At 53.7% G+C, this 13,963-nt stretch carries 11 protein-coding genes, 1 tRNA gene and 2 rRNA genes; 9 read left to right on the top strand and 5 right to left on the bottom strand.

Annotated features, from left to right (window positions below):
• Positions 1-51: 51 nt before the first annotated feature.
• The 5 genes from DZE2538_RS15385 (at position 52) to emrB (ending at position 4,760) form a co-directional block, all read left to right on the top strand.
• A complete protein-coding gene (locus tag DZE2538_RS15385) occupies positions 52-837 on the top strand; it encodes an AzlC family ABC transporter permease (protein WP_226068657.1) in 786 nt (261 codons plus the stop codon).
• Positions 834-1,175 carry an L-valine transporter subunit YgaH gene (gene ygaH, locus DZE2538_RS15390; RefSeq protein WP_038916724.1) on the top strand — a complete coding sequence of 114 codons (342 nt, stop codon included), beginning with the start codon at positions 834-836 and terminating at the stop codon, positions 1,173-1,175. The genes DZE2538_RS15385 and ygaH overlap by 4 nt, the downstream gene beginning before the upstream one ends.
• A gap of 174 nt (positions 1,176-1,349) precedes the next feature.
• A complete protein-coding gene (gene mprA, locus DZE2538_RS15395) occupies positions 1,350-1,862 on the top strand; it encodes a transcriptional repressor MprA (RefSeq protein ID WP_019845220.1) in 513 nt (170 codons plus the stop codon).
• A 171-nt stretch (positions 1,863-2,033) separates the two neighbouring features.
• Positions 2,034-3,209, top strand: coding sequence for a multidrug efflux MFS transporter periplasmic adaptor subunit EmrA (gene emrA / locus DZE2538_RS15400; RefSeq protein ID WP_019845219.1), 1,176 nt, complete (start codon positions 2,034-2,036; stop codon positions 3,207-3,209).
• A gap of 18 nt (positions 3,210-3,227) precedes the next feature.
• Positions 3,228-4,760: a multidrug efflux MFS transporter permease subunit EmrB gene (gene emrB / locus DZE2538_RS15405; RefSeq protein ID WP_038916725.1), complete on the top strand. Its 1,533-nt coding sequence runs from the start codon at positions 3,228-3,230 to the stop codon at positions 4,758-4,760.
• 102 nt (positions 4,761-4,862) lie between these two features.
• Here emrB and DZE2538_RS15410 read toward each other — a convergent pair whose 3' ends face one another.
• On the bottom strand, positions 4,863-6,005 hold the full coding sequence (locus tag DZE2538_RS15410) for a tRNA/rRNA methyltransferase (RefSeq protein WP_038916726.1): 1,143 nt from the start codon (positions 6,003-6,005) through the stop codon (positions 4,863-4,865).
• Positions 6,006-6,247: 242 nt separating this feature from the next.
• Between DZE2538_RS15410 and trxC the strand changes: the two genes are divergently transcribed.
• The 4 genes from trxC to pssA all read left to right on the top strand — a co-directional run bounded on the left by trxC (position 6,248) and on the right by pssA (position 11,703).
• Complete coding sequence (trxC, locus tag DZE2538_RS15415) at positions 6,248-6,673, top strand: thioredoxin TrxC (RefSeq protein ID WP_012885927.1); 426 nt, start codon at positions 6,248-6,250, stop codon at positions 6,671-6,673.
• A gap of 103 nt (positions 6,674-6,776) precedes the next feature.
• A complete protein-coding gene (locus DZE2538_RS15420; protein ID WP_038916727.1) occupies positions 6,777-7,493 on the top strand; it encodes a tRNA-uridine aminocarboxypropyltransferase in 717 nt (238 codons plus the stop codon).
• Positions 7,494-7,526: 33 nt separating this feature from the next.
• The gene (locus DZE2538_RS15425) at positions 7,527-10,193 is read left to right on the top strand and encodes a bifunctional acetate--CoA ligase family protein/GNAT family N-acetyltransferase (protein WP_038916728.1); all 2,667 of its coding nucleotides are present in this window, start codon (positions 7,527-7,529) and stop codon (positions 10,191-10,193) included.
• Positions 10,194-10,395: 202 nt separating this feature from the next.
• Positions 10,396-11,703, top strand: coding sequence for a CDP-diacylglycerol--serine O-phosphatidyltransferase (pssA, locus tag DZE2538_RS15430; protein ID WP_413783132.1), 1,308 nt, complete (start codon positions 10,396-10,398; stop codon positions 11,701-11,703).
• A gap of 144 nt (positions 11,704-11,847) precedes the next feature.
• Here the strand turns inward: pssA and DZE2538_RS15435 are convergent, their stop codons facing one another.
• The 4 genes from DZE2538_RS15435 to rrf (DZE2538_RS15450) all read right to left on the bottom strand — a co-directional run bounded on the left by DZE2538_RS15435 (position 11,848) and on the right by rrf (DZE2538_RS15450) (position 13,865).
• Positions 11,848-13,146 carry an MFS family transporter gene (locus tag DZE2538_RS15435; protein WP_038916730.1) on the bottom strand — a complete coding sequence of 433 codons (1,299 nt, stop codon included), beginning with the start codon at positions 13,144-13,146 and terminating at the stop codon, positions 11,848-11,850.
• Positions 13,147-13,501: 355 nt separating this feature from the next.
• Positions 13,502-13,617 (bottom strand): 5S ribosomal RNA (rrf, locus tag DZE2538_RS15440).
• A 42-nt stretch (positions 13,618-13,659) separates the two neighbouring features.
• A tRNA-Thr gene (locus tag DZE2538_RS15445) sits at positions 13,660-13,735 on the bottom strand.
• Between the two features lie 14 nt (positions 13,736-13,749).
• Positions 13,750-13,865 (bottom strand): 5S ribosomal RNA (gene rrf / locus DZE2538_RS15450).
• Positions 13,866-13,963 lie beyond the last annotated feature (98 nt).

The raw sequence follows: 13,963 nt of genomic DNA on the forward strand, positions 1-13,963 counted from the left end.
GTGATGAACACCATTGCTGGCACTGGTTTACGCCAATGATGTTATTTTTTAATGAGTCTATGTTTTCAACCCGTGGATAACCTCAATACTGTGAATACCGTGACTGATGAGCACACGCCTGAACGCACAGTCCCCGAGGCCTCGTTTGCCAGAGGCCTGTTCGACAGCCTGCCGATTGTCATCGGTTACGTGCCGGTCGCATTCGCGTTTGGTCTGAACGCCGTCAAACTGGGCTTCACGCCGCTGGAAGCCATTTTCCTTTCCTGCATTATCTACGCGGGTGCCAGCCAGTTTGTCATCACTGCGCTGCTGAGTGCGGGTGCGTCTATCTGGGTTGCGGCTCTTACCGTCATGGCAATGGACGTGCGCCACGTCTTGTACGGTCCGTCATTGCGCCACCGCATCAGACAACGTCTCCCCACCGGCAAAACCGTCTGGTGGGCCTTTGGGCTCACCGATGAAGTGTTTGCCGCCGCCACGGTACGACTGTCACGGGATAACCGGCGTTGGAGTGAATCCTGGATGCTGGGTGTAGCAATAAATGCCTGGTTGTCGTGGGTCGCCGGAACTGTACTCGGCGCCCTCTTCGGCAATGGCCCGCTAAACGGATACCCTGCGGTTGAGGCAGCATTATCCTTCATGCTACCAGCGCTGTTTTTGAGCTTCCTGCTTGCGTCGTTCAGGCGTCGCCAGAGTCTGGTGGTCGCCACCGCACTAGGCGGTGCCAGCCTGGGGTTACTGATATCGTCTATTCCCGCCGCCATTCTGGCCGGTATTGTCGGTGGATGTCTGGCATCACTGTACCAACCAGCACAATCAAAAGAAGAGACGCCATGAATACATCAGTATTATTGATTGGTCTACTGGTGGGAACCGTTAATTTCCTATTCCGGTACCTGCCGTTACGGCTGGGGGCAGGCCGGACTCCCGGTCATTTGCGGCGAGGCAAAACCGCCCTGCTGCTCGACAGTATCGGTATTGCCTCTATTTGCTCCCTGCTGGTGGTTTCCACCCTGCCGGATATCATGCAGTACCCGGAAAGACAGTTGCCGACACTGGTAGGGTTTGCCCTGCTTACCCTTTGTTTTTATAAAACCCGCAGTATCGTGCTGTCGACACTGCTGGGTGCGCTATGCTATGGCGCCGTATTTAAATGGGTTCAGACAATAGCCTGAGTATCACTGGCTAACATCGTGCCCATTATCAGCAAAAATCAGGCGGCGACAGACCGCCTCACCTGCATACCGTTCGAGCAGTGATAAAATAAGCACTAATCGACAAGTCTCTCGCATTTACCTAATTAGTAACATTCGTTACTATGCAGGTCGTGATTAATGAGGTTGACATCTATGGAAAGTTCGTTCGCTCCAATCGAAGACATGCTGCGTATGAGAGCATCACGCCGCCCTGATTTCCCTTACCGGGAGGTCTTGCTGCTGCGTTTGTTTCTGCACATGCAAACTAAAATACTGGAACACCGCAATCACATGCTGAAAGAGCAGGACATCAACGAGACCCTGTTCATGGCGCTGATTACGCTGGAATCGCAGGAAAACTACTGTATCCAGCCTTCTGAGTTGAGCGCGGCGTTAGGCTCTTCGCGCACCAACGCCACCCGCATCGCAGATGAACTGGAAAAACGCGGCTGGATCGAACGCCGCGAAAGCGACAGTGATCGCCGGTGCCTGTACCTGTACATGACCGAGAAAGGTAAAGCCTTTCTGGACGAATTGCTGCCACCTCAGCACCGCAGCCTGCATACGCTCTGTTCTGCCCTTGAAGACAGTGAGAGAGAGCAGTTGGAAGTGCTGATGCGTAAGTTGTTACTGCGTCTTGACGAAATGGAGCAGGACGGTTTTTAAGCCCCGTCGCTATTCCTGACAGAGACCATCATCATCGTTGCTATGCAAACCCTCGGGTTTGCAGATGGTGTCGTACGTTCCAAAAAAAATCGCCATCGCACTAATACCGCCATGAACGGCAATCAAAGGCCATGAAAGGCCGAAAAAAAGAAATTTAACTAGGAGAGAATTATGAGTGCCAACGTGGAAAAGCAAAGTCCACCCACCGTGCCATCAAAGCCCAGAAAAACGCGTAAAGGAATTCTCACCCTGCTGATGATTCTGTTTTTCTTTATTGGCTGTGTGTGGTTCGCTTATTGGTATCTGGTATTGCGGCACCATCAGGAAACCGATGACGCCTATGTCGCCGGCAACCAGGTTCAAATAATGTCGCAGGTCAACGGCAGCGTTACCCGCGTCAACGTCGACAACACCGACTTCGTTAAAAAAGGTGACGTCCTGATTGAACTTGACCCAACCGATTCTGAGCAGGCCTTTGAGCGCGCGCAGACCACGCTGGCAAACAGCGTGCGTCAGGTTCATCAGCAGATGATCAACGTTCGTCAGTATAAAGCCAATATCGAGCTGCAACAGATCACGCTGGATCAAGCCATCAGCGACTTGAACCGCCGTGAAGCACTGGGACGGGCAAATGCTATCGGACGGGAAGATTTGCAACATGCCCGCGATCAGGTCGCCAGCGCCAAGGCCTCGCTGGAAGCCACTAAACAGCAATATGCCGCCGCTCAGGCGCTGGTACTCAACACGCCGTTGGAGCAGCAACCGGCTATCGCACAAGCCGCGACCGACCTGCGTAACGCCTGGCTGGCGCTGAAACGTACCCATATCGTCAGCCCTGTTGATGGCTATGTTTCTCGTCGCAGCGTCCAGTTGGGTGCTCGCATTACCCCGTCATCGTCTCTGATGGCCGTCGTACCGGCAGCGCCGCTGTGGGTTGACGCGAACTTTAAGGAAACCCAGTTGGCCAATATGCGCATCGGCCAGCCTGCAACCGTCACCAGTGATCTTTACGGTGATAACGTGGTGTACAAAGGTAAGGTGGTTGGTCTGGATATGGGGACCGGTAGTGCGTTCTCGCTGCTGCCTGCCCAGAACGCCACCGGTAACTGGATCAAAGTCGTACAGCGTTTGCCGGTCCGGATCGAGTTAGACCCGAAACAGCTGGCCGATAATCCGCTGCGCATTGGTTTGTCGATGTTGGTGAACGTGGATACCGCGAATACCGATGGTAGAGTGCTTTCCGACGCGAGCCGTACAACACCGGCCTACCAGAGTGACGCACTGGATCTCGACCTGGCGCCAGTCAACCAGATGATCGATCAGATCATCAGCGCTAACGCGGGCTAACCTCAGAAGGAGAGCAGCGTGACAAGAAAACCGCTTGAGGGCATGACGCTGGCTCTGATGACGTTCGCCCTGTCGCTGGCAACGTTCATGCAGGTGCTGGATTCAACCATTGCCAACGTCGCTATCCCGACTATCGCCGGGAATTTAGGTGCGTCGAACTCACAGGGTACTTGGGTCATCACATCTTTCGGGGTCGCCAACGCCATTTCCATTCCGATTACCGGTTGGCTGGCAAAGCGATTCGGTGAGGTGCGCTTGTTCGTCTGGGCCACCGCCCTGTTTACCTTAGCCTCCTGGCTGTGTGGCATCTCCACCAGCCTCGAAATGTTGATCGTTTGTCGTATGTTGCAGGGATTGGTCGCGGGTCCGATTATTCCGTTGTCCCAAAGCCTGTTGCTGAACAACTACCCGCCCGCCAAACGGGGTATCGCTCTGGCCCTGTGGTCAATGACGGTGGTTGTCGCCCCGATCTTCGGCCCGATCCTTGGCGGCTGGATCAGTGATAACTACCACTGGGGATGGATCTTCTTCATCAACGTACCGCTGGGCATTATCGTCGTATTGATTACCCTGCAAACCTTGCGTGGGCGAGAGACCAAAACCGAGATCCGCCCGATTGATACGGTCGGGTTGGTTTTACTGGCAGCCGGTATCGGTAGCCTGCAAATGATGCTGGACCGCGGAAAAGAGCTGGACTGGTTTAACTCGACGGAAATCGTGACGTTGACGGTCGTTGCTGTCGTATCGCTAACGATACTGATCGTGTGGGAGCTCACCGACGAGCATCCGGTGGTGGACCTGTCGTTGTTTAAAATGCGGAACTTCACTCTTGGTTGCCTGTGTACCAGCCTGGCCTTCATGCTCTATTTCGGGGCCATTGTGCTGTTACCGCAGTTATTGCAAGAGGTGTTTGGCTATACCGCTACCTGGGCCGGGCTGGCTTCCGCCCCCGTGGGGCTGATGCCAGTCATCCTTTCGCCGATCATCGGTAAATTCATGCATAAGCTGGATATGCGTCGTCTGGTGACGTTCAGCTTCATCATGTATGCGATCTGTTTCTACTGGCGGGCTTACACCTTCGAACCCGCCATGGATTTCGGTGCTTCCGCCTGGCCGCAGTTCGTACAAGGATTTGCCGTCGCCTGCTTCTTTATGCCGTTAACCACCATCACGCTCTCCGGTCTGCCGCCGGAACGTATGGCAGCTGCATCCAGCCTGTCAAACTTCGCCCGTACGCTGGCAGGCTCCATCGGCACATCGATCACCACAACATTGTGGGAACGTCGGGAGGCGCTGCATCACGCACAACTGACGGAAGCGATCAATCCCTACAATCCGCTGGCACAGCAAACCTACCAACAGTTGGAAGCGATGGGGATGAGCCAACAGCAGGTATCCAGCTATCTGGCCCAGCAGATTACCGCACAGGGGCTGATTATTAGCGCCAACGAAATCTTCTGGCTGTCGGCCGGAGTGTTTGTCGCGCTCATCATGCTGGTCTGGTTTACCAAACCCCCATTTGGCAGCCACTCAGCAGGTGGCGCACACTGATCGGATACCGTATTAGCACTGAATAAAAACGGAATAACAATGGAATAAAAAAGGTGGCCAGGCCACCTTTTTTATTCACTCGATCGGCGAACCGAACATCACTTAACCGTGATGCTGCCGCCACCATTCTGCCAGCAGAATCCCGGTAGCCACCGAGATATTCAGGCTTTCTACATTGCCGGTACCGTCAATCGATACTTTGACATCGCCCTGCTGCCAGGCACTGTCTGACAAGCCATCGCCTTCCTGACCCAGCACGATCACCGTCTTCGCGGGCAGCGAGACTTGCGACAAAGTGGTGCCTTTATGGCTGGACGTCGTCACGATGGTGTAACCCGCAGCACGGAACTGCGCCAGCGCATCAACCAGACCCTCAGCGTTGATGGCTTTCACGTGCTCAGCACCGCCTTCTGCGGTACGCACTGCAGCACCAGACTCCAGCTGCGATGCATCATTGACCAGCACACCTTTCACACCAAAATGTGCGCAGCTGCGCATGATACCGCCCAGATTATGTGGATTACCCACATCTTCCAGCGCCAGCACACAGTCAGTTTCACCGGCTTCACGCAGGTAGGCAGTAACATCCAAACCACGGCGTTTCTTGATCAGAAAACACACGCCACCGTGATGTTCAGTACCGGATGCACGAGCCAGCTCTTCGTCTTCCACGACGTGGTAAGCCTTGCGGTTAGCCGCCATCCAACGCAATGCTTCACGAAAACGCGGTGTGACTTCCTGCAAAAACCAGCCACGCACAATGGCTTCCGGACGGCTCAAAAACAGAGCCTGACAGGCATTTTCTCCGTAAACCCGAGTTTCCTCCGCACGCTGACGGCGAATTTGCTCTGGGTCGACCTGACTTTTACCACTAATTCCGCCGTGATCCGGTGTCTCTCCTGGCGCACGTGATACCGTTTTCCAGGGAGAATCGGTATATTCTGGCGATTCACTGCGAACCGGACGCTCGCGCCCAGCCGACTCACCGCGCCACTTGCCACCACGCCCGGCGCTGTCTTTATTATCTTTATTGTCTCGATCGCGTCCGCCACGCGGCGCACCATCACGCCCTTTACGGCTGCCACGGTTGCTATCACCACGGTTGCTATCACTACGATGGCTATCCCCGTCACCACGACGCTTATCCGATGTTCGTTTTGGCTTACTGCTTTTCTCGTCCCCGTCCTCACTGCGGACGTACATGACACGGACCTTGCCGCCCTTTCCACTCAATGTATCGCTCATGATCTTCTCCACCTACGCGCTGGGCGCGAAGATTACCCTATGTACACCGGGTTAGCCACCAGCCCGATCATAAAAGTCACTAACTATTGTAACTATTGGGTAAAACGCCTTGTTGGTGTTCCACAGGCTATCCATACTTATCCTGTTTTCGCATCACAGTTGTTGATCCTTTTGCACCAGATGGACGCATCTTCATCAACAATACACTTGATTACAGCCCTTTTTCTATCAGAGGCCCGTTTATGAATACGGTATGTGCATTCTGCAACGCCACGAATCGACTGCCAGAAGAACGTATTAATGAAAACCAGAGCGCCAAATGCGGTCGTTGCGGTCATCCCCTGTTTAATGGGGAGGTGATTAACGCCACGGAAAAGACGCTGGATAAATTACTACAGGACGATTTGCCAGTGGTGGTGGACTTCTGGGCACCCTGGTGCGGCCCGTGCGTCAACTTTGCACCAGTATTTGAAAGCGTCGCCGACGAAAATGCCGACAAGATCCGCTTTGTGAAAGTGAACACTGAGGCAGAACCGGCTCTGAGTGCCCGTTTTCGTATCCGCAGTATCCCGACTATCATGCTCTTCAAGCAAGGGAAAATGGTCGATATGCTTAACGGCGCGATGCCTAAAGCCCCTTTTGAGAGCTGGCTTAACGAATCGCTCTAAGTACGCCCTGACCCGCATCATCATCACCAATCTGCCCCGTTTGCCACACGGGGCTTTAGGTCAGCAGCCCGGTCGTTTAGAATGGCGCTTTTAACGGAAAATCATGACCGGTAACGCTGTTCTGCGTCTGCGCCAGCAACGCCTTGCTCTCTCCACGCGCCCATTTCGCGCCCGCGGTTGCCGCGTGACGCGCTGCCAGCGCTGTCTGCTGCCGGAAATTCATTGCCTGTGCGATACCCTCTCATCCAGCACCGCTCGCAGCCGTTTCTGTCTGGTCATGTTCGACACCGAACCGCTAAAGCCCAGCAATACCGGTCGCCTGATAGCCGACATTCTGCCACAAACGGATGCCTTTTTATGGTCTCGCACCGAACCTGACCCCGCCTTACTCGAGGCGTTGCAAACCCCAGACTATCAACCCTGGCTGGTCTTTCTGGCTGACGCCGACGAAGAAGGACGCCAGGTTTGTCATCAGTTACCCGCCAGTGACAAACCGCCGTTGTTTGTGATGCTCGACGGCACCTGGCCGGAAGCGCGCAAAATGTTCCGCAAAAGCCCGTACCTCGATTCATTACCGATCCTGTCGCTCAGTGTGGACGCGTTATCCTGTTATCAACTGCGAGAAGCCAGTAGCGCCGGACAGCACTGCACCGCGGAAATCGCCATCGCTTTGCTGCATCAGGCAGGTGACCACACGGCCGCCGACGCGCTGGGGGCACATTTTGACCGTTTTCGCCGCCACTATCTGGCAGGCAAAGCGCATCATGCGAAAAAGAAAATTTCACCTACTGTCACAGCAAAATCGGCAACTGACGTTTAAGATCAATCAGGTGTATTCCAACAGGAGTAACTGATGAGCCAGCGTGGATTAGAAGCACTGCTGCGGCCCCGTTCAATTGCGGTGCTCGGGGCGTCGGAAAAACCGGGACGAGCGGGTTTTTTGATGATGCGCAATCTGCTTGACGGCGGATTCAACGGGCCGGTGCTGCCTGTCACCCCTAAATACAAGGCAGTGTGTGGCGTTCTGGCGTACCGCGACGTCGCCAGCCTGCCAATGACGCCTGACCTTGCGGTTATCTGCACACGCGCTGATCGTAATCTATCGCTGCTGGAGGCGTTGGGACAACGAGGCTGTAAAACCGTCATCGTGCTTTCCGCGCCGCCATCACAATTCACCGAGTTGAAAAGCTGCGCCACCCGCTACGCAATGCGCCTGTTAGGCCCGAATAGCCTCGGTCTGTTGGCTCCCTGGCAAGGGCTTAACGCCAGCTTTTCACCGGTGCCGATTTTAAAAGGCAAACTGGCGTTTATCTCTCAATCGGCAGCAGTGTCCAACACCATACTGGATTGGGCGCAACAACGCGGCATTGGCTTCTCTTACTTTATCGCGCTGGGTGACAGTCTGGACATTGACGTTGATGACCTGTTGGATTTTCTGGCTCGTGACGGTAAAACCAGCGCCATTTTGCTACATCTGGAGCACATCAGCGACGCCCGACGTTTTCTTTCCGCCGCGCGCAGTGCTTCTCGCAATAAACCGATTCTGGTGATCAAAAGTGGTCGTAGCCAACAGGCGCAGCAACTATTGCATGACGGCCAGCATGGGCTGGATGCCGCCTATGACGCCGCAATCCAGCGCGCCGGGCTGCTGCGGGTGCAAGACACCCACGAACTGTTTTCGGCAGTGGAAACCCTCAGCCACCTGCGCCCATTGCGTGGCGAGCGTTTGCTGATTGTCAGCAACGGCGCATCCCCTGCCGCCCAGGCGCTGGATCAGTTGATTGCCCGCCAGGGCAAACTGGCAAAGTTGAGTGAAGCGACACAACAGGCGTTACGCGCCGTATTACCTGACGATGTCACTATCGGCAATCCGCTCGATTTGCGCGACGACGCGACCCCGCAACGCTATCAGGCCACGCTGTCGGCACTGCTCGATAGCGACGATTATGATGCGTTGCTGATCATTCACGCCCCCAGCGCCGCCGCCCCCGGGACGGAAAGTGCAGAAAGCCTGATTCAGTTGTTGCAGCAACACCCACGTGGCAAGCGTATTACGCTGCTGACCAACTGGTGTGGTGAGTTTTCCTCGCAGGAAGCGCGTCGCCTGTTCAACGAGGCTGGGATCCCAACCTACCGCACGCCGGAAGGTACGGTCACGGCATTCATGCATATCGTTGAATACCGTCGTAACCAGAAGCAGCTAAAAGAAACCCCGGCACTGCCCTCCGACCTCACCGCCAATGCCGCACAAGCGCACCTGTTAATCAGTCAGGCATTGCTGGAAGGTGCCACCCGGCTCGATACCCATGAAGTGCAGCCGATTCTGCAGGCCTACGGCCTGAATACCCTGCCGACCTGGATTGCCAGCGATAGCACCGAGGCGGTGTACATCGCGGAAAAAATTGGCTATCCCGTAGCGCTTAAACTGCGCTCGCCAGATATTCCCCACAAGTCGGAAATTCAGGGTGTTATGTTGTATCTGCAAAATGCCCAGGAAGTACAACTGGCGGCGGAGGCCATGCTGGAACGGGTCAGACATACCAACCCGCAGGCACGCGTTCACGGTTTGCTGGTGCAGGGCATGGCTAATCGTACCGGCGCACTGGAGTTACGCATTGCCGTCGAACAGGATGCTATCTTCGGCCCGATCATTATGCTGGGAGAAGGTGGTACGGAATGGAACCGGGAAACACAGGCAGCGGTAGCCTTGCCGCCGCTGAACATGGCACTAGCGCGCTACCTGATCGTTCAGGCATTAAAAAGCGGTAAAATCCGTAGCCAAAATGCCCTCAAGCCATTAGATATCGCCGCCTTCAGCCGGTTACTGGTGCAGGTTTCCAACCTGATTCTGGATTGCCCGGAGATTGTGCGTCTGGATATTCACCCACTGCTGGCTTCCGGCGAGGAGTTTACGTTGCTGGATGTGACCTTACATTTGGCCCCCTTTAGCGGCGACCCGCAATCGCGCCTATCGATTCGTCCGTATCCGCAGGAGTTGGAGGAAACCGTTTTGCTCAAGGATGGCTCGTCCTGCCTGTTCCGCCCCATTCTGCCCGAAGACGAACCGCTGCTGGCCCATTTTATCGGCAAAGTGACGCGTGAAGATCTGTACTACCGCTATTTCAGTGAAATCAATGAATTTACTCATGAAGATTTAGCCAATATGACCCAGATTGACTACGATCGTGAAATGGCGTTTATTGCTGTCCGGGCTGATATCACCGGTGAGCCGGAAATTATCGGGGTCACACGCGCCATTGCCGACCCTGACAACATCAGCGCAGAATTCGCGGTACTGGTGCGTTCTGATCTGAAAGGACTGGGATTAGGCAGAAAGTTGTTGGAAAAATTGATCCACTACGCCAGCCTCCACGGACTTAATCGTCTTAGCGGGATTACGATGCCGAACAATCAGGGAATGGTCTCGCTGGCGAGGAAACTGGGCTTCAATGTTGACGTGCAACTGGAAGACGGTATTGTCACGCTGGAACTGCCACTGGGTACGCCAGTGCAGCCATAACCCCGAGCGTAGATGTGGTTGAGATCTCGCTACCGGCAGTAAAACTTGCTCACACGCCTGCCAAGTAGTGGTATCATCGCCCGATTCGGCTATGCCTTAACATGTATTTCATGACCATGTGGTCATCCCACGATGAGAGAAGAATCGCACTGTGATGTTGTCAAAATTAAAGCGGACTAAATATCAACAACACCTTGCACAATTGCCTAAAATTCCTCAGTCTGCCGATGACGTCCAGACGCTTCACAGCCCGGCCGCATTCCGTACCACGCTGACAGAGCGGATTCTGCAGGCCAGGAAACGCATCTATGTGGTGGCTTTGTATCTGGAACACGATGATGGCGGCGAAGGTATTTTGTCTGCACTCTATCAGGCCAAGCGTCAATGCCCGGAACTGGAGCTCAACGTACTGGTCGACTGGCACCGTGCACAACGCGGTCGCATCGGCGTCGCGGCCGATAGCACAAACGCCGATTGGTACTACGAGATGGCGCAACGATACGATGACGCCGCTTTCCCGATTTACGGCATCCCGGTAAATACCCGTGAAGCATTGGGTGTCTTACACCTGAAAGGCTTTATTATCGATGACACCGTGCTCTATAGCGGTGCCAGTCTGAATGATGTCTATCTCCATCAGCATGAAAAGTACCGCTATGACCGCTATCAATTGATTCATAACCCGGTGCTGGCCGATGTGATGGCGCGTTATGTACAAGACCTGCTGGTGTCCCCTGCCGTACAACGTCTGGACACCTCTTCTCGTCCCAAAACTATCGATATCAAAAATGATATCCGTCAGTTCCGTCAGTCGCTACGTTCAGCCACCTATCTGCTACCGGGCGTCGGCGACAATAACAATCAGTTAACGGTCACACCGCTGGTTGGACTGGGAAAACAGAGCCCGCTGAATCAGACCATCCATCATTTGATGTACTGCACCGATCAGCGTTTGGTGATGTGTACGCCGTATTTCAATTTGCCTGCGCTGCTGGTGCGCAACATTATTCGCCTGCTACGTGACGGCAAGCAGATTGAGATCATTATTGGCGATAAAACGGCAAACGACTTTTTCATTCCGGAAGACCAACCGTTTCGGATTATCGGTGCCCTGCCTTACCTGTATGAAATCAACCTGCGTCGCTTCCTGAGCCGCTTGCAGAAATACATCGACAGCAACCAGTTAGTGGTTCGCCTGTGGAAGGATGGCGACAACAGTTTCCACCTTAAAGGCATGTGGGTAGATGATCACTGGCAATTACTGACGGGCAATAACCTCAATCCTCGTGCCTGGCGGCTAGATTTGGAAAACGCCATCCTGATTCATGACCCGGAACAGGTGCTGCAAGACCAGCGTCAACAGGAGCTGGAATGCATCCGCGCTCACACCCAGGTCATCACGCACTACCAGCAATTGCAGAGCATTGCACAATATCCGGTAAAAGTGCGCAAACTCATCCGCCGCTTGCGCCGAATCCGTATTGACCGCCTGATTAGCCGAATTCTGTAACCCTTCCCGCCATTCCGGGGCGTTCACCCCGGAATGGCGCTTCATGTATCTGTCTAATTCGCCCTCGTCTGACTGAGACTCACTAAAGGCAGGAAACATTGCTGCTGTCGGCTACTTTTCCTCGACGCTGGCGCATATGAGATGCTATGAGAGCTTTTCGCCTTTCCCTTTATGGTGTAACCCCAGCGACACCAGAAACGCCAATGCCCCCATTAACGATACATACCAAAAGAAGGACTCCTCCGTCCCCAGCGACTTCAACGATAAAGCGACATACTCAGCAGACCCGCCAAACAGAGCATTCGCTACAGCGTAAGATAACCCGACACCCAGCGCTCTGACTTCCGGAGGAAACATTTCCGCCTTCAAAATACCACTGATAGAGGTATAAAAGCTCACTATCACCAACGCCAGCATAACCAGCGAGAAGGCGATAACCGGGTTGGTCACACCCTGCAAAGTAGACAGAATCGGTACCGTCAACAAGGCTGATAGCGCCCCAAAAAACAACATAGAACTACGGCGGCCGATTTTATCAGACAGTGCGCCGAACAACGGTTGCAGTAACATGAAGACAAACAGCGCCAATGTCATCAGCCCACTAGCCGACTTGGCATTCATACCGGCGGTATTCACTAAATATTTCTGCATGTAAGTCGTGTAGGTATAAAAGCTCAGCGAACCACCCGCAGTAAAACCCAGCACCATGATAAACGCCTTGCGGTTGTGCCACAGCCCGCGCAGCGATCCAGCATCTTTACGTGCACGGGTTTCGCTATTTGATGTTTCATTGAGTGAACGACGCAGAAATAAGGCGACCACCGCCAACGCCGCTCCCAGAGCAAAGGGGATACGCCATCCCCAGGATCGCAACTCCACGTCAGAAAGTAGGTGTTGCAGGACGACCACCACCAGTAACGCCAGCAATTGGCCACCAATCAGCGTGACATACTGAAAAGATGCATAAAAACCTTTACGTCCTTCCAGCGCCACTTCACTCATGTAAGTCGCGCTGGTCCCATATTCTCCCCCCACGGATAGTCCCTGAAATAGACGCGCTATCAGCAGTAATAATGGTGCCCACACCCCAATCGTGGCATAACCGGGTAAACAGGCAATGGCCAGCGATCCCAGACACATCATGTACACCGATATTAGCATCGATTTTTTGCGACCGTATTTATCAGCGATATAGCCAAACAACCAACCGCCGATGGGGCGCATCAAAAATCCGGCAGCAAATACACTGGCAGTTTGTAACAGCTGCGTAGTCGTATTACCGGTTGGAAAGAAGATATGGGCAAAATAAAGAGAACAAAACGAATAGACGTAAAAATCAAACCACTCAACCAAATTACCCGAGGATGCGCCGACAATTGCCCAAATGCGTTGACGCGTGCTACTGACCATTATTCCATCCTGTGGCTTTGTTGTATTCACCATGTACGATTTACCCTTTCTGTCTGCTATTTAATTATTCTTTTATATATAGCAGACACAATAAAACAGGCTTGAGGATTCAGGCAAAGACTAATCAGCTCATGTAATTATTTAAGCCGGAAACAGGATGTGAGCACTATTTCTAATCGCGGTAACACGAAATGGCTGATGTGGGCTGAATACGTGATACATGGGGATCAAAGAAAAAGGATCTACCGATCAGGGCTCCGGTTTTCGGGAACGATCGTCGACAGATGACAGATGACAGATGACAGATGACAGATGACAGACAATAGGTGACAAGCAGTGGATGAACAAAAGGCCCATTCTTTCGAACGGGCCTTTTGTCTTATGTGATGTCTGGCAGTTCCCTACTCTCGCATGGGGAGACCCCACACTACCATCGGCGCTACGGCGTTTCACTTCTGAGTTCGGCATGGGGTCAGGTGGGACCACCGCGCTCTCGCCGCCAGACAAATTCTTTTATTCATTTTGCCGAACGTAACTTAAAACAACTGGTGCTGATACCCAGAGTCGAACTGGGGACCTCACCCTTACCAAGGGTGCGCTCTACCAACTGAGCCATATCAGCACGCAAAATTTGATGCCTGGCAGTTCCCTACTCTCGCATGGGGAGACCCCACACTACCATCGGCGCTACGGCGTTTCACTTCTGAGTTCGGCATGGGGTCAGGTGGGACCACCGCGCTCTCGCCGCCAGGCAAATTCTTTTGACGTCTTTCAACGTCCTAACCTTTCATGCCGCCGTGTATCGCTACACCACGCCATCCAATCCTCGAACAAGCTAAATTCTCTCTCG

Source organism: Dickeya zeae NCPPB 2538, assembly GCF_000406165.1.
Lineage (GTDB): Bacteria > Pseudomonadota > Gammaproteobacteria > Enterobacterales > Enterobacteriaceae > Dickeya > Dickeya zeae.

Coding starts and splice junctions, on each gene's coding strand:
- DZE2538_RS15385 (WP_226068657.1), top strand. CDS start 52: ATGAGTCTATGTTTTCAACCCGTGGATAACCTCAATACTGTGAATACC.
- ygaH (WP_038916724.1), top strand. CDS start 834: ATGAATACATCAGTATTATTGATTGGTCTACTGGTGGGAACCGTTAAT.
- mprA (WP_019845220.1), top strand. CDS start 1,350: ATGGAAAGTTCGTTCGCTCCAATCGAAGACATGCTGCGTATGAGAGCA.
- emrA (WP_019845219.1), top strand. CDS start 2,034: ATGAGTGCCAACGTGGAAAAGCAAAGTCCACCCACCGTGCCATCAAAG.
- DZE2538_RS15410 (WP_038916726.1), bottom strand. CDS start 6,005: ATGAGCGATACATTGAGTGGAAAGGGCGGCAAGGTCCGTGTCATGTAC.
- trxC (WP_012885927.1), top strand. CDS start 6,248: ATGAATACGGTATGTGCATTCTGCAACGCCACGAATCGACTGCCAGAA.
- DZE2538_RS15420 (WP_038916727.1), top strand. CDS start 6,777: ATGACCGGTAACGCTGTTCTGCGTCTGCGCCAGCAACGCCTTGCTCTC.
- DZE2538_RS15425 (WP_038916728.1), top strand. CDS start 7,527: ATGAGCCAGCGTGGATTAGAAGCACTGCTGCGGCCCCGTTCAATTGCG.
- DZE2538_RS15435 (WP_038916730.1), bottom strand. CDS start 13,146: ATGGTGAATACAACAAAGCCACAGGATGGAATAATGGTCAGTAGCACG.